Consider the following 20,683-nt stretch of genomic DNA (forward strand, 5'->3'; position numbering starts at 1 on the left):
GGTGCTGTCGCCGGTATAGGCATAACTGCTGCTCAGCCCGGCGGCGGCGCTGGCCTTGTCCGGCAGCGCCTGCACGGCCGCGCCATAGCCGGTAAAACTGCTGGCCAGGCCAGACGCGCCGCCGGACAGCGAGGAAAACAGCCCGAGGAAGGCCGCCGGGCTGCTGACCAGCAGGTCGGCAAAGGCCGAGACGCTGCCCACCCCGCGCATGGCTTCGCCGAAGTAGCCCTGGGCAATGCTGAAGGGCACCGCCAGGGCGTTCTGTAGCGCGCTCATCTTGGCCCGCCCGGCATTGACCAGGCCCATCGCCGCGAGGAACTTGTCGCCGGCCAGGTCGAGCAAGCCCCCCTTGGCCTTGAGCAACTGCCGCCCCGTGTTCGCGGTGCCGACCGGAAAGCCCTTTTCGCCCGCCTCGACGAACGCCAGGTCGAAGCGCACCAGGCCGCCTTCTCGGCGCTCGTGGCTGACCGAGCAATCGGCGGCCGTGACGTTCAGCTTGCCGAAGTGCGGGTGTACCAGCTCGCCGGGGCCTGGCTGATCCAGGGCGGCCAGCAGCGCGTCGCGCTTGGCGTAGCAGTCGGCACCGATGACGAACGCGGCGAACTTGTATTCGCGCGTCTGCCGGCCAAGGTCTTCGACGAAGGGCTGGTCACGCTGCACGAACTCATGCGTTTGCGTGCGCCGGCCCACCGGCGAACGATCGCTGTCGACCTCGAAGCGCACCCCGCGAAACGACGCGGGTTGCAGCTGGTCGCGCCACGTTGTCATAGCTAAGCCCTCAGCGCATGGCCAGCGAGCGGTAGCCGACCTGCGGCGTCACGCTCAAGCCCGATTGGTTGGTTTGCGCGGGCTCGACCCGCATGCCCTGCGGCGCGCCCTCGAAGCGCACCACCATTTGCCCTTGCAGGCTCGTCGCGTTGGCGGCGGCGGCCTGCGCCGCGAGCGAGGTGGAGCCGGGGCCGGAAGCCGGCACAGCGGCAGACGCAGCCGGGGCCTTGTCGTCGCCACCGAACACCCATTTTGCCGCCGCCATGATCGGCTCGACGAACGGCCGCACCCGATCCCATAGCCCCTTCATCCAGGCGACTATCGGCTCCCAGTTCTTGATGATCAGGCCCAGCGGGGAAAAGCCCGCCACGGCCTTGAACAGATCGAGGCCCGCCGACAACACCGCCCCGGCCTGATCCCACAGCCCGGAGAAGAACCCCACCAGCGGCTCCCAGTTGCTGACGATCAGACCCAGCGGGGTAAAGCCCGCCACCGTCTTGAACAGCCCCCATAGCGCGCCGGCGGCACCCATGACCTGATCGCTGGCCGCCGTGAAGAAGCTGACGATCTGCGCACTGCCGCTGACGAAAACGCCCTTGATCCACTGCCACATGGCCGAGAAGTACGGCGCCACCGCCGACCAGTTGGCGAGCAGGAAGCCCGCCGCCAGGGCGATGCCACGCACCACCAGACCAATCGGGCTCATGCTCGCCACGGCGTTCATCAGCCCTAGGGCGACGGTCGAGGCCATCACCGACAGGCGCAGCACGCCGAAGCCAACCGCAGCGCCAAGGATGCCTTTGACCAGCCAGGGGTTGGCGGCGGCCAGATCGGACACACCACTGATTACCGGCCCCATGGTTTCCATGAAGTCGTTGAACGGTGGCAGTAGGGCCGCGCCGACGCTTATACCAAGATCCACAACCCGGTTCTTCAGCAACTGCAGGCTGTTTTCCGTAGTCTTGGCGCGGGCCTCATATTCCTTGTTCATCGAACCGGCGTACTCGGTAGCATCACCTACCTTGGCGAAGTTGCCGGCCAGCAGATCCAGATTGGTCAACATCGGTGCAATCGCCTTTACCGACTCCCTGCCAAATAGCTGCGTCAGCACCGCCGCCTGCTTGCCTGGGTCGACCTTGCTGACCGCGGTGAGCACCCGCTTGATCGTCCCTTCAGCGTCGGCTTGCATCCCTGCCGCCACGTCCGCGGCACTCAGCCTCAAAGCCTTGAACGCATCCTGCTGTTTTTTGCTCGCCGCCGTGCCGGCGGTCATGGCCAGCATGAAGTTCTGGATACCCGTCGCGGCCACATCCTGCGATACGCCAACACCCGCCAGCGTCGCGCCAAGTGCGGCAATCTGCCCAGAGGTCAGGCCTGCGATTTCCCCCAGCGGGCCAATGCTGGTCACAACGGCAGATATCTGCCGGGTGTTGGCCGGACCGGTATTGCCCAGGTGGTTGATCTGGTCCGCCAGCTCGACGACTCCCTCTTGAGACAGCTTGAAGGCAGTACGCCACTTGGCCATCATCTCGCCGGATTGCTCGGCCGTCTGGTCGAAGGCCACACCCATTTTCACGGCATCTTCGGCGAAGCGGCCCAGTTCTTCACGAGCGATACCGGCCTGGCCGCCGGCGGCGACGATCTGCGCAATGCCTTCGGCTGCCATGGGAAGCTCGGTTGATAGCCTGCGAACATCCAGGCCCATCTGCTCGAACTGCGCCGGCGTGTCGAAATCGACCACCTTGCGCACGTCGGCCATGGCAGACTCGAAGCGCATCGCAGCTTGCGCCCCCATGACGAAAGGCGCCGCGATTGCGCCGCCCTGCAGCACGTCGGAAAACCCGATATTGCCCAGGTCGGATGCCTTCAGCTGCTTGCGCAGCTGGGTCGCGTTCTTGCGCACGCCGGTCAGCATCGGCGACAGCTTGTCGACGCCGGTAATCAGCGCCTTTAGTTGGAATTTATCAGCCATCGGCTGCGCGCCTCCGCTCTTCGATCTGCCGCAAGGCGTGCTGCTCATAGGCGAACAGCACGTCGAGCGGGCGGTTTAACATCGCCTCGGGGTCTACTCGCCAGTAGTGGGCGAGGTCGAAGGCGAGGCGCTCACCGGCGGCGAGGTCGTCGAGGACGCGGCCGGATTCACGAAAAAACCGATCACCTCCCAGCTCAGCTTGTTGAAGTCGAACAGGCCGAGCTGATCCACCGACGACGGTGGAATAGCGCAACAAACGGCGATGTACTTGGCCGCCTTCTCGGTATCCGCCACGGGCAGCATGTTTTCGCCCAGCACGTAGGGGAATCCCTTGATGTTGCGCACCTCGGTCATGGTCGGCCGGCGAACCTGCAAGACCGTTACCGTTTCGCCATGCGCGCTGATCGGCTGCGACAGCTTGAATTCGGTCTTTTCCATTACTGCCAATCCCCCTCGCTGCCATTGAGTTCGATGGCGACCTTGCCGTCGTCACCCGTCACGTTCAGATCGCCGACCACATAGGCGCCGGTAAGCACATAGGTGGAGCCGTCCTTGAACTCGGCGGTCGCGGTCATGTTGGCGCCGGCGGCGATCTTGGCCCAGTCGACGCCGGGCGTTTTCACCGCGTCGACCTTCAGGAAGGGAATCACGTCCTCTTCCTTGAAATAGCCCTTCACGATGGTTTCGCGGTTGTACTTGTTCAGCGGCGCTTCCACCCCGCCGGTAATCACCAGCTGCGCGCCGTCGATCTTGATGTAAACGGTGCCCGCTACCTTCTGGCCCATTTCCTACACTCCAAAAAAAGCCCGCCAGGCGGCGGGCTGTTGCACGGTCACGGCTCAGGCCGCGTCGGGGTACTGCAGGCGGAACTGGTAGAGCAGCGCGAACACGCGCAGCTGGTTGACCAGATCAGGCGGGAACAGCACGTTCAGGCGGTTCGGGTTGTTCGGGTCGCGCTCGACGATCAAGTGTTCCTTGAACAGCTCGGTATTCTCGACCACCCCGTCGCGCTCCAGGGCGCGATAGGTGCCCACCAGCTCGCCCCGGATCACCTTCGGCGTCACCATGCCGCCGGCGTCGCCGAGGTTGGTGCCATCGTTGGCCAGCTTGTGGCGCCCGTACTTGCTGGTAATCACCGCCTTCAGGCGGCGCAGCACATGAGCCGACTGGTGCAGCGGCTCGCTGTCCAGATACGAGTCATCGGCCTGGCCATAGGCGTTCTTCTGGTAGGTCGTCACCGCCCGCTCGATGCGGTAGGCGCCGCCTTCGTAGTACGCCGTCGCCACCCCGCTTTGCAGCAGCGATTGCCGCTCGGTCAGCATGAAACGGTCGGACGGGTCGGCGGGCTCGATGCCGACCAGCTCGCCGGTCTGCGTTGGCCGGGCCACGTCGGCGCTGATAAACACAGCGGTGCGCGCGGCGTAGCTGGCGGCCACCTCCCAGCAGGGCTGGGGTACGCCGGCCTCGAAGCCGTGCAGCGTCATGTGCTGGTCGTTGCGTGCCTGGCCGACCGTCACCAGCTGGCCCAGGGTGCCGCGCTTGGCGGTGTAGACGTGGCCATAAATCTGCTTGAGCCACGACCAGCGGCCCGCCGTGTCGTTCATGACCTCTTTCCAGGCGTCGAGCGTGGCGCTATCCGTCCAGGGCTGGGCGATGAACTCGAACGGCTCGTCGCCCAGTGCGGCCAGGGCGGCAGCCATGTCGGGCGCGCCCGCGCCGCCAGCCATCGCCACCAGCGCCACGGACACACCGGCAGGGGTGACTTCGCCTTGCGCGCGGCCAAGGCGGTTCATGCGCAGGCGAATGTCGTTGCTCAGGTCGCCCTTGAACTTGGCGGTCAGGGTGACGACCCCCACAGCGGCCGAGGCCGTCACCGGCAGATCGGTCGCGGCATTGATCGCAGCGGCCAGGGCGGCGGCGATGGCAGTGGCGTCGGCATCCTTGGCCACGGTGGCACGTACCCGCTGGCCGGCGACGTACAGGTTCAGCAGGCCGGCTTCGCTGGCGGCGCCCGTGACGGTCACGGTGCCGGTGGCAGCGGCGCCGGTTTCCACCTTCAGCGGCAGGCACCAGACCTCGCCGAAGCTGTCGACCTGGCGAAAGCGCTTGTGCATGGCGGCCAGCACCGAGCCGGCGCCGCCGATGGCCATGGCCTCGCTGGTACGCGACACCAGCACCAGGCGGCCGATTTCTTCATGCTCGGCGCTGTCATTGACCTGGCCGACGATCAGCCGCCGCAGCGTGGTCGCGCCGCTGTTGGCCATGGAGTTGTCGACCTCGGCGTAGAACAGCGGCACACGCAGGTCGCTCGGGATAGCACTAAACGAAACGGGCATCAGCTTTCACCCCCATTTTTCGCCTTGGCCGGGGCCTTGGCTTCGGTCACGTCTTTATCGGCCAGGCGGCGCAGCCAATAGGCGGTGCGCGGCACGGATTCGCCGGCCTCGGGCAGGTAGCCGCCCCGCTCGGGGTCGGGCACGGTGCGGCCGGGCGCGGGCTTCACATAGAGTCGGCTCACGTTTGCAGTTCCTCGGTTGTCTTGATTTCAATGCGCCCGTCCGGGCCGGTTGGCGACAGGTTCCGGTCGACCAGTGGGTCGATGAAATCCACGTCGATGTTCAGGCGTTCCAGCGGCGGCAGGCCGTCCTGCTCCAGCTCTTGCCAGGTTTCGGCCGGGTCGCTCGCGCGATTGCGGCCGAGCTGGTAGCCAGTCACGAACGAAAACCGATAGACCGCCTTAGCGCGGTTGTTCACCAGCAGTTCACGGCCACCGTACTGGATAGGGTCGAACTCCTGCCCCGGCCTCCAGCCGACCAGGGCGCGGCACAGCTCGCGGCGGATCGCGTCGACTTGATCGCCGGCCGCCTGGCCTCGCTCGTCTCCAGCGGACTGCGGGAACTCGACGCATACGTCGAACTGTTCGTCGACGTTCTGCATCACCAGGTTCTCGGTAAAGCTGGCGTCGGCATCTTCATCGGTCAGCACCACATGCGCGCGCAAGCTTTCCAGCTTGGCGCTCGACTCGATGCTTTCCCAGTCGATGCCACCGGCGACGCGGCCGCCAAACGACGGGCAGCGCTCGCGCAGGTGGCGCACAAGCGGGGTCACTTGCATGGTTTCCTCCAGGCATTAAAAACCCCGCCGAAGCGAGGCTCGGGGCTAACTCCCGCGCTAACTGAACAGCGCGCTGCCGAAGGCCTTCTGCAGCACGGTTCGCACACGCGGGGCGCTGTCCTCAAGGGCATTGACCATGTAGTTCGCGCGAGGCTTGATCCGCCAGTCACCCGAATTGCGGGCAGCGATGGCGGCCTGACGCTCGCCTCGACGGCGGCGGCCATTGGCCTTGCCACGCACCCGAGCCCCCTTGCGCACGCCGTAATGCAAATAAGCGGGGTAGTACTCGGGCATGTCCGAAGTGCGCGTCGGCGCGATCTTCACCAGGAAGCCAGGGCGACTGACCTTGTAACGGATGGACTTGACCAGGCGACCACTCCGGTTAACCGGGTAGCCATTCGAACCACGCGCCAGGCGAATGGCCATTTCCGCCTCTGCCGCAACGATCTGCCCGGCACGACGAAAGCCTGCCCGCACCTTGCGTTTGTTGAACACCTCGCGCTCGAAGGTTTCCCATCCATCGATATGCATGTAGGCGGCCAGCGTTGGAAGTTCGCTCATAGCTCTTCAACCTCCAGCACCGTAAAGCGGTTACCGCCGTTCATGGCAGTGACCCGGCGCACACGGTAGACGGTCTCGCCCCGCACGACCTCGTGCGAATCGGTAACCCCCAGCAGGTAACGCAGGATCACGCGATGAGTGATACGCGCGTCGGTCTGCACACCATCCGAATACACCGCGGTGCCAACCGGCTCGATTTTCGCCCACCGCGGGATCTGGACTGGATAGGCCGACTCCAGGCCACCATCATCCTCGGGATAATCCACACGCTTACGCACGGTGACACGGCGATTGAGCTCGCCTGCACCCGGCTCTTTCCAGGCCATAGTCAAAACCTCGGCGGTACGGCTACGTCTGCCAACAGGGCATCCAGATAGGACGCCGCCAGCTCATGCAGAACGTGACCGGTAACCATCGTTTCGCGGAACTGGTGAGCTGTAGCAGCATGCATCAGCAACCATTTACGCACACCCGGGTATGCGGCCAGGTCAACGCCGGCACGGTAGCGAATCACCAGCCGGCCCGGCGGGCGGCCCTGCGGGAAGTGCAAGAAGCTCTCGCGCTGGCCGATCTCCAACCGATGCACGGGCAAAGGCAGCAGGTCAGTGATACTTCCGTCACTCTCCGCGCGCCCGATGCTCAGCACCTGGTCGGCCTGGCCAACGTCGAGCGGGCGGCCCGAGCCGTAGGCCTCGGGCCACTCTTCCTCATACACCGCCTGGCGGATAGCGGCCCCGGTTTTCGATTCAGCCTGAGCCGTAACGCCAGGAATGATGACCTGCTCGACCAGATCCACCTGCAGATCCTCGGCTTCTACCCGGCACTGCGCCGCCACCTCGGCCACGGTGATCGCTGCCGCCCCCGTGTACGCGATGCGGCGGGCCATTAGGGTTTCTTCTCGTTGTCGTCAGCCTGATCGTCATCAGCGGGCGGGGTGTCCGGGGCTGGCGGGGTGTCATCGTCGGCGCCGGGTTTCGGCTTAGCCGTGGAAGGTTTGGACGCAGCCGGCTTAGCGCCTGCCTTGCCGCCCTTGAGCAGCTCGGCCACCTTGCCATCCACCAGCGCCTTGGCCTGGCCATCGTCGAAGCCCGCCTTCTCGCCTTTGGAGTAGCCGCGCCAGGACTTGGTGAACACCACCATTACTTTTTCGTTGCTCATGTCATCACCTTGAAAATGGGGAACAGGGAGCCCTGCCCGAAGGCAGGGCAGCGGGTCACATGCCTGCGCCCCACTTCACGCCGATACCGACCGCGATGCACTCGACGTGGCGCGGGCCGAAGTCATGGCGCGCGATAGCGCGCACCAAGGTCTGGTCACGCTGGAAGGAGCTGACCCACTGGCCGCCCACTTGGTAGGCAGCCTCTTTGCTGAAGTCCAGAATGATGTCCATGTCTTCGCCGATCATCATGTCAGCGAAGTTGACGAAGTAGATTTCGGACTCATCGCCGTCATCGCCCAGGTTCACCGGGATCTGGTTGGTCAGGCCCACCGGATAGCCCTTGAGCAGGGTCTGCTCGATCTCCGGGTAGGCCTTATTGCCATTGCCATCGCGCAGCGACTGCAACCAGCGCAGGGTGCGCGGGTTCATCAGCCAACCGCAGGAGTTCATGACCACGTTGGCACTTTCGATGCGAAGCATCAGGCCACCCAGGAACAGATCGATCTGCTGCAAAGTCGGCGTAGCAGTGGACGGGGCCGGCACAACGTGCTGCGGAATAGCCCAGTGGCGCAGGCCTTTCGGCAGATCACCCGAACCGTCGGAGCGGATGAAGTGAAGATCCTGCGACAGCCCCATGCTGGTCACCAGATCATTTGCCGCGATGGCATCGGCACGCGGGTTAACGCCCTGCACCCGGATCAGGTCGTTAGACACAGGCACCAAGGCTGCGGCCTTCTTGGCCGACAGCTTGGTGTCGCCGAAGGTCATACCGGTGACCGGGATATCCGTCTCGGTGCCGATGTAAGTCACCACGGTGTTGCCGGTGATGCGAGGCATGGTGAGGTTGCCATTGACCAGCGGGAGGCTGGTCACACCCATACGGCGCAGCACAGCAACCGGGCGCAGCGCCTCGATCACCTCGGCCGCCATGTTGGTGGGCACCAACACACCGCCAGCACCTGGCGTCACGGTGGAAAGCGCCATATGCACGTCGACGGGGAAGTTGCCGTCCTTCGCCATCTGCGCGGCAACCTGCTGGTTACCCTGCGCAGCAGCGAGCAGGCGCACCATCTGGCCGGCCTTCATGCCCGGCACAGGCTTGGGCGTGAACGGACCTTCGACACGACCCGCAGGCGGGCTCTGCGCACCTTGCGCACCCTCGTCGACCGGCACCGCAGCCAGGGCCGCCGCTTTCTCGGCTGCCTCGGCGCGGGTGATCTTGGCGGACAGATCCGCGATCTGAGTTTCCAGGCTGGTGAACTCGGTCAGCTGCTCGGCGTTCAGGCTGCCGCCCTCGGCCTCGATTTTCGCCAGCGCCTGCAGCTTGGTGTTCAGCTCGGCGCGTTCGCTACGCAGTTGTAGAACTTTGGACATGGTGCCTCCTGGGCATGAAAAAGCCCGCACTAGGCGGGCTTGGGTGACTGCCGCGAACGCGGTCAGAGTTGGGATTGAATGGCAGCAGCGCGGGCGCGTACCGAGATACCGCCAGCACCACGCCCTGCGCGGCTCTCGGCCACGGCGCGAGCCAGGTGATCGACGGCATCCTGTGGGCTCTGGATGCGATCAGCGAGGCCAGCGGCGATTCCGTGCTGGCCTTGGTACAGCGCCGCCTCGGTGGCCTTGACCTGCTCGATGCTCAGGCCGCGATACTCGGCCACGGCGCCTACAAACATCTGGTAGCTCTCCTGCACAAGGTCGTTGAGGAACTTCAGCGACTGATCGGTGAGCGGTTCATGCGGGCTCAGGTCGTTTTTATGCGCACCGGCATACACGGTGGTGACCTTGACCCCGGCCTTTTCCTCCATCGCGGAGCGGTCGAGGTGCTTGGCGATCACACCGATGGAGCCGACACCGCTGGTCTGGCTCATGACCACCTCGCTGCAGGCCGAGGCCAGCAGGTAGCCACCGCTGTAGGCCATGAAGTTGACCAGGCCGGTGATGGGCTTCTGCTGGGTCATGGCGCGGATCTCGCTGGCCAGCTCGAAGGCACCAACGGCCGAGCCGCCAGGGCTGTCGATGTCCAGCACGATGCGCTCGACCATGGGGTCTGCCACCGCCGTGCGCAGCTGGCGGCGCAGATCCTCGAAGCTGGTCATGACCTCGCAGGCGTCGAGGTGCGCGCCACGGCTCACCAGAATGCCGCTCACCGGGATGACCTCGACGCCGGTACGGCCGATGGCCTGCCGGCGGCTTTCCTCCATTCGCTCCATCCGCGTGGCGTAGGCGTGGTCATCGTCGTCGTGCCAGAGCTTGGCGTCACCGCCAGCGCCGGCACCGATGTTGATGATGTTCAGGTGCATGACCCGGTTCGCCCAGCTCACGCCGAGGTCGAGCATGTCGGGCGTCACCAGCAGCGGCTGATTGAACAGCAGGCTGGACGCTCTCAGGTGGCGTTTCATTGGCTGAGAATCCTCGTGATCTCGGCGTGCTGCAGCTCCAGCTGCGCGCGCACGTTGGGGTTGGTCAGGTCGGCGGTTTTGCTCACGTCCACCATGTTCAGCGGCTGCAGGTACAGGTCGCCGCCCGGAACGGGTGGCATGTTCTCCAGCCGGCGAATGTCGTTCACCGACAGCCAGCCCCACTGGCGGCCAATGGCGTAGGCCTCATAGCGGCTTTTCTGGTCGCCGCGCATCAGGCCGGATAGGTTGAACTCAATGAAGTACCGCCGCCGATCTTGCGGCAGCAGGAAGTCGCGCATCATCGCCTGCTCGTGGCGCTTGGCCCACGGCAGCAGGGCGAACACCACGAACTGAATCAGCAGTTGCTCGATGGTGTTGTAGTTCGCCTTCTCCAGGTCATTCACCATCGGCAGCGGGATCTTGTAGATCCGCGCGATGTTGGTGCCGGTCAGCTTGAGCACGTTCACCACGTCGGCATCGACGTTGGTCATCGAGATGGGCTTGAACGTCATGCCCTCCTGCAGCAGCGCAACCTTCTTGGCGTTGTCGATGCCGCTGTACTTTTGCCCCCACTGCTCAACCAGCTTGTCGATGCTCGCCTGATCCTTGATCGCGGGCGCCTCGCGAGGCCGCTCGATGACACCGGATACCGTGGCGCCATTGGCGAACGACTTGCCGGTGTAGCGGGTGATGGCCTGGGCCATGCCCACCGTTTCGGCGTGCAGCTCGATGGGCGACAGGCCCACGTAATGGTTGGTTGATGTCCAACGCACGTGGTGAATCATCCGCGCCGGCACCGGGTCAGCGGTGCCAACGCGATAGTAAGGCAACAGGTCGGCGCCCTTGAGCACCTGCACCTTGTTGTTATCCAGCGGCCACAGCTCTTTGACGTTGCCGTCCTCGCGCCGGTCCACCCAGGTGAAGCTGTTGCCGCGCAGGCCGCACGCCATCTGCTCGCACTCGGTCAGCTCGAACGGCGTTTGGAAGCCGTTGGGCTGGTAGCGAAGCACGTCGTATAGCGGGTGGTTAATGGCCGGCTCGCGCTGGCCCTTGTCCTTGCGTTCGTAGACCTCCAGCGGCAGCTGTGCCAGCGTCTCGGCCAGCAGGGTGACGCAGTTGTGCAGGATGGGCACGCCCAGCGCCGTCTCGGGCGTGACCGATACCCCGGCGCTGTTGCCACCGCCAGAGCCGATCAGGCCGCGCCAGAAGTCGCCGAAGCTCTCCAGCGTGCCTTGCTGACCGGTGCCGCGCAGGCTCGAAAAGAACATGCTCAGCCCCCTTTGGTTTTGATGGCAGCCGCTGCTCGGTCAGCAAGCAGCGACCAGGCCAGCAGGCCGAGGCCGGCGACGATGAACGCCGCAGGCACGTTGAGTTGAGCCACACCCGCAACCAGCAGGCCGAAGCCCACCAGCCCGGCGAGCCAGGAAAGGATCTGCACCAGGGTGCTCATATGCCCACGCCCTTGTCGTAGATGGATGTTCCACCACCAGGCGGCGCCGAGCCGCTGATGCCGGTTGCGATGACAGAGGCCACGATGCCGTCAATGCGGCCGTTCGATTTCGCCTTGTCAACCTTGCGATTGTTCGCCGGGTCAGAGGTGGTCACGGCGTTGGCAGCGCACATGGTCAACACCGGGTTGCCGTCGTGCCGCAACGTCTCCACCACCTCGAACTCGCTCAGGTCGATGTCGAGCGGGTTGCCGTCCTCGTCCAGCACCTGGGGCGGCATACCCAGCAGCCGGCGCTCGAACTCGTCCACGGCCGGCGACATGCTCTGGTAGCCCTGGCCGAATGGCTCCATCTCCGGCAACTCGATGTCGTGCTCGATCATCAGCTGCTTGAGATCCTCGATCCGCCAGCGGTCGTAGCCGATCTTGCGCACGTCGAAGTACGCGCAAATCGTCTGCAGGCGCCTCAGCACATGCAGCTTGCTGATGGCCCGGCCCGGCGTCGTCTCCAGATGCCCCTCGGCGATCCACACGCGGTATGGCACGCGGTCGCGGTTCTCACGGCCTTCTAGGTCGTGATCGGGTATCCAGAAGTACGGCAACAGCCGCCAGTGCGGGTCGGCCTCGGTCGGGTAGAACAGCAGCACGAACGATGTCAGGTCGGTGGTACTGGCAAGGTCGAGCCCAGCCACAGACGGCCGATTGCGTAGCATCCGCATCGGCACGCGCTCTGCAGCGCCCAACCAAACGTCGCCGCTGATCCATGGGTTTTCTGCAGCAGTCCACTCGCAGAAGTTGAGCCGCCTTACCACGGCCTCTTTCGCCGGCAGGCCGCGCGCCGCCACCACCTGCTCGCGCAGGTAGCGACGCCCCGGAATGCCATCGGTGCGCCCCTCAGGGATGAAGTCGAGCGACGGGTTGACCTTCGGCCAGCAGGCCTCGTCGGTCAGCGGATCGTCGCCCTCGTCCAGCGAGCAGATGAACGCGAAGAAGGTGTCGTCGATGACATCGCCACGGCACACGCGCACGCCGTAATCGTGGTACTGGCCGGCCACACTGTTCTTGTCCGACCCGCTGTTGGTGATCATCGCCACCAGGGCGCGGCGCCGGTTCTTGGTGCCGGCCCGCATCATCTCGACGGCCGAGGCCGTCTTGTGCTCGTGCACCTCGTCCAGCAGGCCCATGTGCGGGCGCGGCCCCGACTGGCCATCGTCGTTGCTGATGGCCCGGAAAAAGCTGTTGGTGTTCGGGTAGAACAGGTTCCAGATTTTTTCGTTGCGGCCGCTCTGCTCGATGCGCGCGGCCAGCTTGGGCGACATGGTGACCATCGAAACCGCGTCGCGGAACATGATCATCGCCTGATCTTTTTTGGTCGCGGCGGCGTAGATCTCGGCGCGCTGCTCGCCGTCGGCCACCAAGCCATAAAGCCCGATACCTGCGATCAGCGGCGACTTGCCAGAGCCCTTGCCCGTTTCGATATAGGCCAGGCGGTAGCGGCGCACGCCGTCGTCAACGTACCAGCCAAACAGGCTGCCCACGACGAACGCCTGCCACGGCGCGAGCTGGAAAGGCGATCCCTCATAGTCGCCGCCGTTGAGGCAAAGCACGTCCTCGAAGAAGCCGATGGCGCGGTCGGCTGCGGCCTGATCCCACACCAGGCCGCGCTGGTGCCCGTGCTCCAGATCGTTCAGGTGCCGCTGGCAGGCGTTGCGAACGTCCGGGCCGGCCACGATCTGGCGAGCCAGCACGGCGACGGCGAAGCCACGCACGCGGCAATCAGCTGAAGTACCTATCAGCAGCGTCTCTTGGTGCATTGGGGAACAACTCGCCTTGAGGCACCAGCGCCTTCATGGCGCGGCGCGCAACCGGGGAAAAGCCGAACAGCGCCCCCGCTTGGTTCGCGCGGCGCTCGGCATCGTTGGCCAGCTGCCGCCAGATGCTGATCTGCTGGGCGCCGGTCTTGAACGTCTGCACGTCGCCGTCGCCCTCCATCTCGGCGTTCAGGTCGGCAATCTTGCGGCGGAACCGCACCCAGTCGCCCACCGCCTCGCAGTACGAGGCAAGCGCCATCATGTCCAGCTCACTGACCCAGCCCAGCGCTAGCAGAGCCTCGGTCACACGGTCCCATTCCTGGGCGCCCTCGACGCTCAGGAAATCTGGTCTCGGCGGAGCCTGTACCGGCACAGCGGGTGCCTGCGCAGCCGCTTGTAGCGCGGCCATGCCCTGCTTGCTGGGGTCACCGCGCAGCAGGTGCACGGTAGCCGGCAACGGCGGGCGGCCTGAATTGGCATTCCCGGCCATCGATCAATCCTCCAAGGTCGAAAGCCCCCACCCCCCCATTTTTCCCGGCGTTGCACACGGAGTTGGGCGATCGGTCTAGAGCGAGGGCCGACGGATGTTTTTCACCCCCCCCTACCCCAGAGGGGCGGGGCGGTTCCAGTGGTGTTTCGGGTCGGCCGGCACTCCCGATGCGTCGCAGCCGGCGACCCTGCCCGACTTCTCCAGGCGCTGCTTGGTCGAGTCGTGGCACGGCTTGCACAGCGACTGCCAGTTGCCGCGATCCCAGAACAGGCGCCAGGCCTCGGCAATGCGCTCGGGGTCGCCGCTCAACTTGGCGTCACCCAAGCGCGGCGCCTTGATATGGTCGACCACGCTGGCGGCCACAGCGCGGCCCTTGTCACGACAGAACACACAGAGCGGATTGCGCCGCAAGTGATCCGCTCGGGCCTGCTGCCATCGGTAGCCGTACCCTTTGGCGGCCGCGGTGAGCGGCTTGGTTTTACTCACGCGGCGCACCCACATCATTCAACTGGATACGCAGCAGCCGGATGGCCAGCCTGCGCACCGCCTCGACACCGAAGAAGCCGATGGTGCCGCCGATGCCCACAGCGATCTGAGCCAGCGGCGCCTGGAAGGTCGGCCACCAGAACGCAATCGCCAGCGCGGCCAGCGAAGTACCGGCCACCGTCAGCAGGCCGCACAGCCCAGCTTCCAGCGCGATGCGCTGCCACGCCTTTTCCTTGCGGTCGTAGATCACACGCAAGCAAGCAATCACCAGAGCCATAACGAACCCCTGTACGGTCGGGGATGGTTCAAGCAACCAGGCGAGGAACTCGGCCCACAGGCCTGGATCTTTATCCATCGCGCCGTTCTCCAGATGGCGGAAACAAAAAAGCCCCGGCAACTGCCGAGGCTCGAATGGGTAGCCCGTCCCTGGGCAAGGCGCCGCAACCACGGGGCGCCATAAACACAAAACCCGGCGCGGTGGCCGGGTTTGCGGTGAGCCCGCCTTAGCGGACTTCTTCGAAGATGGCTGATTTATACCCCTCGATTCCGGTGGCAGCAAGGGCAGAACACTGCCACCCCAGCAATGCACCAGCAATGCACCGATAAAGCGCCCGGAATGCGACGACCATATAACAAACCCCGGCTACCGCGCCGCAGGCGCAACCCCACATGCCCCACCGCATTTCAAGGTGAGACAACGCTACACCCCGCATCCCTACTGACTGTTCCCCACCTCCCCACCTTTCCAAAGGAAATAATAGATTGTGTGAGCGCGCGAGCACGCGTGCGCGTGTATACACGCGTCGTGCCTGCACATACGTGCACGGGGCGAAGGTGGGGAGGTAGGACACGCCCAGCAAATACGCGGGCTCAAGCGTGGCCCACATACGAAACGTGGTAGGCCAGGTGGGGCACAAACGAAAAGCGCGCCTCATGCGGCGCGCTTCCGGTTGATTAGCTCTCGCTCCAGGCTCTCATGCGCCTGATGCAATCGCTCGTAGTACTGCGTTCGCTTGCAGCCGCACGCCGCCCACTTCTGCGAATCGCGGCTGTCATAGTTGGTGTAGTGCTCGATCACCACCTGGCGTTCCTTATCCGGCAGATGCCGGTTCACCAGCAGCTCGATCTCGGCTGCCTGCTCCAGCAGCACACGGCTGCCACGCGTACTGCGGATCAGCACGCCGCGCGAGTCTATCAGAGCCGCCAGCGAACACCCACCGGCGCCCGGCCCGATCCGCTCCACCCCATGCGGCGGGTGCAGCTCGGCCGCCCACAGCTGCAAGGCCTCATCGATATACCGGATCATACGAAAGACTCCCGCTGCTCAAGCGGCATCTGGCCCGGCGTCTTCCAGCTCTCCGGCCGCTCGTACTTGTACGGCCGCACCCCACCGCGCCCCTCTGGCGCCATGCGCTTTCGTCGCCACTTGAGCCGGTGCATGATCTGCCCGAGCCGCGTCTGCTCAGGCCGACCCCAATGGCCAGGGTCGAGCAGTAACGCCTTCTCCAGCAGCACATCCCCGCCAATAGCCTCGCACGGGTTCCGCTGCAGGTAATCCACAATCCTCGGCTCCCAGGCGTCGCCCTGAAAGCGCACGTCCTGTTCCTGCTGGAACATTTCCTTCTCGTCATCCTGCGGCCACCACGGCTCGCCGGCCTCGTACAGGTGCAGCGCCTCGGCCCACAGCTGGTCGCGCACCTCGCGCAGGCCGGCCAGGTTCACCTTCATGCACAGCACCGGCCAGTAGCGGCGGTTCCCGGTCGGGTCGCGCAGGTACTCATCTTGGTTCGTCGAGCCCGCGAATACGCACTGGCGCGGCAGGCGGATGTTCCGCCGCCCATAGCTCGGCCGGAAGATGTCCACCTCGGCGCCGAAGAACGACTTCGCCTTCGTGCTCTCCACCTTGTTGAACGCATCCAGCTCGGCCAGCTCGATAATCCACATCCCCTGGATGGCCTGGTAAGCCTCCTTCTCCCCCAGCGGGATCGGCGTATCCATGAACCACTCGCCGCCCAGCACCCGCAGCGCCGACGACTTGTTCAGCCCCTGCTCACCTTCGAGGATGATCACACAGTCAGCCTTCGCCCCCGGCACCATCACCCGAGCCACCGCCGACACCAGATAGCGCATCCCCATGATGCCCGGATAGTCATCGTTCCCCGCCAGCGCAACGCCCCCCAGGTAATCCTTCACCCAGGTCCGCAACCGCGGCCGGCCATCCCACTTCAAGCTATGCAGGTAATCGCGCACAGGGTGGAACGGGTTCTGGTTGGCCACCACCGCCACAGCTTCCAGCACCGACAGCGACTTCACCTGCAGCCCGTACTGCTCGGCCAGCCAGATCGCCGTGCGCGTATCATCGAGGTCAGACCACTCGCCGGCACGGCCGCCATAGGGCGTCGCCCGCCGCTTCACCGTGCGGCCCGCGAACAGATCCTCACCGATCACGCCCTTCCAGCGTTCGTCGTTCTCCAGAATCAGCACCACGTTGGCCACCACCGACAGCAACGCGCCCTTCCCGTTACGGTGCAGCGCCGCCTTCCACTCGGCATCGGCAGGCGGGCGCACCGCCGCCAGCACCTGGCGCCGCACCGCATCCAGCCCCTCGGCCAGCTGCAGATCGTTGAAATCGGTCCACTTATCGTCGCGCTCCCCGCTGAACACCGGGAACACCACCCGCCCGCCGACCACATGCGCCGCGTGCTCGGCCTTCTCGATGCCAGGGTTCCACGGCTCGCCCTTCGCCGTCTTCGTCTTCCAGTCGTCATCCGCGCAGAACAGGAACTGCCGGCCAGGGAAGCGCTCGCGCAGCGCCTCGGCTACCGGCATCAAATTGCCCGCAGTGAAGGCTGCGCAGGCGCACAGACCAGTAGCCAGGTGCACAGAGGCCGCCGTCGCATACCCCTCGCAGATCAGCACCGGCTCACCCGGCTCCGGGTGCGGCCCCAGCAGATGGAACGCCCCGACCGGGTCAACACCGGCCGGCCAAAAGCGCTTGCTCAGTCCGTCCGCATCTGGCGTGCCGAACAGCACCTGCAGGCCGACCACCTTGTCGTGCACGTTCATCATCGGCACCAGCGCCGTATCGCCCTTGCGCCCGTAGCGCAGCCCAACAGCCGGCACCGCCTTGCGCTCCAGATAGCCGCAGCGCCCGCGCTCCGGCAGGGACTCCCAGGTCCGCGCAGCCCGCCGGCGAGCACTCGCTGCGCGGGCGGCGCGCTTGGCCTCCTCTTTCACCTTCGCCGCCTCGATGCGGGCCTTGATGACCTTGCGGTCTTCCTCGCTCATCCGCCCGCCCACAGGCTTCAGCTTATGGAAGTCCCCCTTCTCGCCCTCGCGCCACGAGCCGAACGCACCCGCGTAATAGGTGCGTCCGGCGTTCGAGTGCTCATAGATCACATAGAAGCCGGTCTTCGCCTTGCCCTTGTCGCCGGCAGCCCGGCAGCGCGTGCGCACGTCCAGCATCAGCGGCAGATCGGGATCGAGCCCCGCGTCATGCAGCTGGGCCAGCACGTCGTCGAGTAGTTCGTGACGGTCAGCCATTGGCTACCCCCTTCGAGCGCTCAGCCGAACACTTAGGGCAGAGGTGCATCATAGGTCCACCATTGGTATCTCTAATTCGCGTCCAACCATTGGCCTTGGCCACAATCCAAGCACCTGCCGCCAGACCCGATTTATCGTCGTGCTGAACCTCCCCCTGCTCAATGAACCATTCGCAGCCATCAGTCGTCATGTTGAGAAGAGTACGGCCATCACAAAAAATGTCGGCCTGCCACGCAACGCTCATACATCACCCCCGCGCTTGCAGGCCAGCCAGATATACGCCCGGCCCTTAGCCGTGACCCGATACTGGCTATCGATCAAGCCCAGCTCAGTGCAGATGGTTTTCGAGGTGTAGCCCTGATGCCAGCCAGCCAGACACTTGAGCGTGCCGAGGCGGATTACCTCGCGCTTGGCCATGCCGCCAAAGTTGGCGTTACCCCATGCGGACTCAAGATCTTCATCGCTGACAAGCTGTTCAACAGTATCGGCCTTGAGCAGCAAACGAATGGACGCCCTCATCGCCCACCCCCTTGCCGCTCGCGATAGCCCTGGCAGTCAACGCAGCGCAGGCACGGCAGCTTGGCCAGCGCCTGCACGCGCTCGAACGGGATCGGCACGCCGCAGTCCTCGCATTGCTCTGCAACCGGGCATTCCCTGGCCAGCGCATGGTTCGCCAGGCGGCGGTCCAGCTCGTCCAGAATTCGGTCATTGGCGATATCGACTGCATCAGCCATCGGCGCGCCCCTCCTCATGCTTGCGGCGCACCACCGCACCCAGCTTGAACACACCCTGCACCAGGCGCTCGGCCAGCTGCTCGAACTCGGCCAGCTCATCGCAGTTCAGGTGGTCATCGTCCAGCGCCTTGGTCAGCTGCGAAATCAGCTCACCCTCGCGCCGCAGCATGTCGCCCAGGCTGGCCAGCAGCGCCTGGGGCGTATCCGTCTCGCGCAGGTCGCTCACATCAACGCCCACCCAGCCAATCGGATGCAGGATGGCGTCAACAATGCGCGGGTCGCGGGTCAGATCCAGCACCAGCTCAAGGTCATTGATGTTCGGCGTGTGCGTGCGGTTGGTGAGAGACAGCTTGTGATTGAGGGTGGTCGGGTTGACCTGGCCATCAACGGCGGCGATGGCGGTGGCGCCGCCCGGGTAATCGTGCGCTGCGTGGTGCAGCGCTTGAGGCAGAGTCAGAATCGAACGCTTCGCGCGCTCGACACTGCTCCAGCGGGAACGGTAAGGCATGGCAGAAACTCCCGAAGCCAGCCCAAAGGCGGGGCTTCATAGTCGTCAGGTGGTCGCATGCAGCCGGCGAACCGACCGCACCCCAGGCAAGGCCCATGCTCCGCACAGGCCCTGCCCCTTGCAGCTCGCCCGCCGGTGGCGGCAGCGGGCGAACAACCCCAGGCATCCCGGCCCGGGTGCGGCGCGTGGTGGTGGCACGCGCCAGGGAGGTGGCAGCAGCCTAAGCAAGCTGCCAGTGACCAGGGCGAGGGCTATTGATATAGTCCGCGCCATGGTCCTCCCTTCGTCAGGTGGTCCATACGCCTGCTGATCTGTGGTGGAGAGGCAGGCAACACAGAGCCCTAGGGCTCTGGCGGCCACCGCTACAACGGCGGCCGGGAAACAGGGCGCCTTACGGCGCCTTTTTTCTATGCAGCTTGAGCTGGCACCGGGAACAGCTCGGGCAGATCGGGCCGCAGCTCGTGCGGCAACACTTTGTAGTCGACAGCCCGGCATACAGCAGGAACACGCTCAGGCGGCACACGGCCAGACTTGAGCCACTTCCACACATGAGGCTGCTTGACGGTGCCGCCGACGCGGCGGGCGAGTTCGGACTGGCTGTTGCCGCACAGCCCCATGACCTTGTTCAGCGCCTCGCGGCACAGATCGGCATCAGTAGTGGTGGGCTCCATCGGAAATGCTCTGTGGTGGTAGGAACGCTAGCGAGATTATAACCACAGACATAATCCGTCAACACCAAGGTGATTGGACGAATATATAACCGAGGTTTTAGCATCGAAGGCATGGACTACCTAGACGCATCACAACTCCCAAGCCTCGCTGACCGGCTCAGCTACGCGATGAAGCAGCGCGGCATCGTGCAGGACGCCCTGGCTGCCCGCGCCGGCTGCTCGCAGACCGCCGTGCAGAAACTCACGTCAGGCAAAAGCAAAACCGGCAAGAGCAAGTTCCTGCCGGCCATTGCGCGAGCGCTCGACGTTGATGTTGATTGGCTGGAGCTGGGCAAAGTGCCCCCGCTGAGAGCGGCCGAGAGCAGCAACGTATACCGAATACGCCCCAAGGATGGCGGCCCTGTGATGCTTGATGAACTGTCGCCCTGGGACGACAACACGCCGCTTGATGATGACGAGGTTGCCTTGCCTATCTACAAGGAAGTTGAACTGGCATCCGGCCATGGCCGGTCTTCGGTGCAGATCGTGCCAGACCGCAAAATCAGGTTCTCCGCCTACACCCTGCGCATGGCCGGCGTCGATCCAGCTATGGCGGCTTGCGCCACCAACACCGGCAATAGCAACTTCCCGCTGATCCTCAATGGCGCGACCATCGGCGTCGACAAGGGCACTACCCGCATCGTCGACGGCCAGATCTACGCTATCGACCACGACGGCCAGTTGCGCGTGAAATTCCTGTACCGCCTGCCAGGCGGCGGAATCAGGCTGCGCAGCTACAACAGAGAAGAGTACCCGGACGAGGACTACACATTCGACCAGGTTATGGAGCAGCGCATCCAGATCATCGGCTGGATCTTCTGGTGGTCAACCCTCAACCACCTCAACTCACCACCGCTGCTTTAAAAATTATTACCTTGGTAATTGCCAAGGATTAAAACCGCAGTTATCTTTTGCCTCGTCTCTCCACCACAGAGCCGAGGTAAACCATGTCTGCATCTGTTCACGCGCTCCCGTCGTGCC

General features: G+C 64.7%; 26 protein-coding genes. 1 reads left to right on the forward strand and 25 read right to left on the reverse strand.

The annotated features are described in order from the left end of the window. From N7333_RS12840 to N7333_RS12960, 25 genes are all read right to left on the reverse strand, one after another. The coding region (locus N7333_RS12840; protein WP_279858914.1) for a DNA circularization N-terminal domain-containing protein at positions 1 to 768 on the reverse strand (768 nt) is incomplete at its 3' end. A 10-nt stretch (positions 769 to 778) separates the two neighbouring features. Next, positions 779 to 2,740, reverse strand: a complete 1,962-nt coding sequence (locus N7333_RS12845) for a phage tail tape measure protein (RefSeq protein ID WP_279858915.1) — start codon at positions 2,738 to 2,740, stop codon at positions 779 to 781. A 93-nt stretch (positions 2,741 to 2,833) separates the two neighbouring features. Beyond that, a complete protein-coding gene (locus N7333_RS12850; protein ID WP_279858917.1) occupies positions 2,834 to 3,178 on the reverse strand; it encodes a phage tail assembly protein in 345 nt (114 codons plus the stop codon). Beyond that, on the reverse strand, positions 3,178 to 3,525 hold the full coding sequence (locus N7333_RS12855) for a phage tail tube protein (RefSeq protein ID WP_279858918.1): 348 nt from the start codon (positions 3,523 to 3,525) through the stop codon (positions 3,178 to 3,180). Before N7333_RS12855 ends, N7333_RS12850 begins: the two co-directional genes overlap by 1 nt. Before the next feature lie 54 nt (positions 3,526 to 3,579). Continuing rightward, complete coding sequence (locus tag N7333_RS12860) at positions 3,580 to 5,076, reverse strand: phage tail sheath subtilisin-like domain-containing protein (RefSeq protein ID WP_279858919.1); 1,497 nt, start codon at positions 5,074 to 5,076, stop codon at positions 3,580 to 3,582. Beyond that, a complete protein-coding gene (locus N7333_RS12865; protein WP_279858920.1) occupies positions 5,076 to 5,258 on the reverse strand; it encodes a DUF2635 domain-containing protein in 183 nt (60 codons plus the stop codon). Before N7333_RS12865 ends, N7333_RS12860 begins: the two co-directional genes overlap by 1 nt. Then, positions 5,255 to 5,854 (reverse strand): hypothetical protein, encoded by a 600-nt coding sequence (locus N7333_RS12870; protein ID WP_279858921.1) that lies wholly within the window; start codon positions 5,852 to 5,854, stop codon positions 5,255 to 5,257. Before N7333_RS12870 ends, N7333_RS12865 begins: the two co-directional genes overlap by 4 nt. A gap of 57 nt (positions 5,855 to 5,911) precedes the next feature. Further along, a complete protein-coding gene (locus tag N7333_RS12875) occupies positions 5,912 to 6,415 on the reverse strand; it encodes a hypothetical protein (RefSeq protein ID WP_279858923.1) in 504 nt (167 codons plus the stop codon). After that, positions 6,412 to 6,741 carry a head-tail adaptor protein gene (locus N7333_RS12880; protein ID WP_279858924.1) on the reverse strand — a complete coding sequence of 110 codons (330 nt, stop codon included), beginning with the start codon at positions 6,739 to 6,741 and terminating at the stop codon, positions 6,412 to 6,414. The genes N7333_RS12875 and N7333_RS12880 overlap by 4 nt, the downstream gene beginning before the upstream one ends. Before the next feature lie 2 nt (positions 6,742 to 6,743). Beyond that, positions 6,744 to 7,301, reverse strand: a complete 558-nt coding sequence (locus tag N7333_RS12885) for a hypothetical protein (RefSeq protein ID WP_279858925.1) — start codon at positions 7,299 to 7,301, stop codon at positions 6,744 to 6,746. Next, on the reverse strand, positions 7,301 to 7,573 hold the full coding sequence (locus N7333_RS12890; RefSeq protein WP_279858926.1) for a hypothetical protein: 273 nt from the start codon (positions 7,571 to 7,573) through the stop codon (positions 7,301 to 7,303). Before N7333_RS12890 ends, N7333_RS12885 begins: the two co-directional genes overlap by 1 nt. Positions 7,574 to 7,628: 55 nt before the next feature. Then, positions 7,629 to 8,948, reverse strand: a complete 1,320-nt coding sequence (locus N7333_RS12895; protein WP_279858927.1) for a phage major capsid protein — start codon at positions 8,946 to 8,948, stop codon at positions 7,629 to 7,631. A gap of 62 nt (positions 8,949 to 9,010) precedes the next feature. Then, positions 9,011 to 9,973 carry a S49 family peptidase gene (locus tag N7333_RS12900; RefSeq protein WP_279858928.1) on the reverse strand — a complete coding sequence of 321 codons (963 nt, stop codon included), beginning with the start codon at positions 9,971 to 9,973 and terminating at the stop codon, positions 9,011 to 9,013. After that, the gene (locus tag N7333_RS12905) at positions 9,970 to 11,241 is read right to left on the reverse strand and encodes a phage portal protein (protein WP_279858929.1); all 1,272 of its coding nucleotides are present in this window, start codon (positions 11,239 to 11,241) and stop codon (positions 9,970 to 9,972) included. Before N7333_RS12905 ends, N7333_RS12900 begins: the two co-directional genes overlap by 4 nt. Before the next feature lie 2 nt (positions 11,242 to 11,243). Then, positions 11,244 to 11,423 carry a hypothetical protein gene (locus N7333_RS12910; protein WP_275861415.1) on the reverse strand — a complete coding sequence of 60 codons (180 nt, stop codon included), beginning with the start codon at positions 11,421 to 11,423 and terminating at the stop codon, positions 11,244 to 11,246. Then, complete coding sequence (locus N7333_RS12915; protein WP_279858932.1) at positions 11,420 to 13,189, reverse strand: terminase TerL endonuclease subunit; 1,770 nt, start codon at positions 13,187 to 13,189, stop codon at positions 11,420 to 11,422. The genes N7333_RS12910 and N7333_RS12915 overlap by 4 nt, the downstream gene beginning before the upstream one ends. 7 nt (positions 13,190 to 13,196) lie before the next feature. After that, positions 13,197 to 13,721, reverse strand: coding sequence for a P27 family phage terminase small subunit (locus N7333_RS12920; protein ID WP_279858934.1), 525 nt, complete (start codon positions 13,719 to 13,721; stop codon positions 13,197 to 13,199). A 111-nt stretch (positions 13,722 to 13,832) separates the two neighbouring features. Then, positions 13,833 to 14,207: an HNH endonuclease signature motif containing protein gene (locus N7333_RS12925; RefSeq protein WP_347815290.1), complete on the reverse strand. Its 375-nt coding sequence runs from the start codon at positions 14,205 to 14,207 to the stop codon at positions 13,833 to 13,835. Next, the gene (locus N7333_RS12930; protein WP_279858936.1) at positions 14,200 to 14,562 is read right to left on the reverse strand and encodes a phage holin, lambda family; all 363 of its coding nucleotides are present in this window, start codon (positions 14,560 to 14,562) and stop codon (positions 14,200 to 14,202) included. The genes N7333_RS12925 and N7333_RS12930 overlap by 8 nt, the downstream gene beginning before the upstream one ends. Before the next feature lie 576 nt (positions 14,563 to 15,138). Continuing rightward, positions 15,139 to 15,513 (reverse strand): hypothetical protein, encoded by a 375-nt coding sequence (locus tag N7333_RS12935; RefSeq protein WP_279858937.1) that lies wholly within the window; start codon positions 15,511 to 15,513, stop codon positions 15,139 to 15,141. Next, positions 15,510 to 17,750: a VapE domain-containing protein gene (locus tag N7333_RS12940; protein WP_279858938.1), complete on the reverse strand. Its 2,241-nt coding sequence runs from the start codon at positions 17,748 to 17,750 to the stop codon at positions 15,510 to 15,512. Before N7333_RS12940 ends, N7333_RS12935 begins: the two co-directional genes overlap by 4 nt. Before the next feature lie 240 nt (positions 17,751 to 17,990). Beyond that, positions 17,991 to 18,269 (reverse strand): hypothetical protein, encoded by a 279-nt coding sequence (locus tag N7333_RS12945; RefSeq protein ID WP_279858940.1) that lies wholly within the window; start codon positions 18,267 to 18,269, stop codon positions 17,991 to 17,993. Beyond that, on the reverse strand, positions 18,266 to 18,484 hold the full coding sequence (locus N7333_RS12950) for a TraR/DksA C4-type zinc finger protein (RefSeq protein WP_279858942.1): 219 nt from the start codon (positions 18,482 to 18,484) through the stop codon (positions 18,266 to 18,268). Before N7333_RS12950 ends, N7333_RS12945 begins: the two co-directional genes overlap by 4 nt. Next, complete coding sequence (locus N7333_RS12955) at positions 18,477 to 18,992, reverse strand: phage regulatory CII family protein (protein WP_279858944.1); 516 nt, start codon at positions 18,990 to 18,992, stop codon at positions 18,477 to 18,479. Before N7333_RS12955 ends, N7333_RS12950 begins: the two co-directional genes overlap by 8 nt. Before the next feature lie 407 nt (positions 18,993 to 19,399). After that, complete coding sequence (locus N7333_RS12960; RefSeq protein WP_279858945.1) at positions 19,400 to 19,663, reverse strand: YdaS family helix-turn-helix protein; 264 nt, start codon at positions 19,661 to 19,663, stop codon at positions 19,400 to 19,402. 111 nt (positions 19,664 to 19,774) lie between these two features. On the opposite strand from N7333_RS12960, the gene N7333_RS12965 reads away from it, so the two are divergent. Further along, a complete protein-coding gene (locus N7333_RS12965) occupies positions 19,775 to 20,566 on the forward strand; it encodes a helix-turn-helix transcriptional regulator (RefSeq protein WP_279858946.1) in 792 nt (263 codons plus the stop codon). The last annotated feature ends 117 nt before the right edge of the window (positions 20,567 to 20,683 follow it).

The organism is Pseudomonas sp. GD04158 (assembly GCF_029834875.1).
Classification (GTDB): domain Bacteria; phylum Pseudomonadota; class Gammaproteobacteria; order Pseudomonadales; family Pseudomonadaceae; genus Aquipseudomonas; species Aquipseudomonas hydrolytica.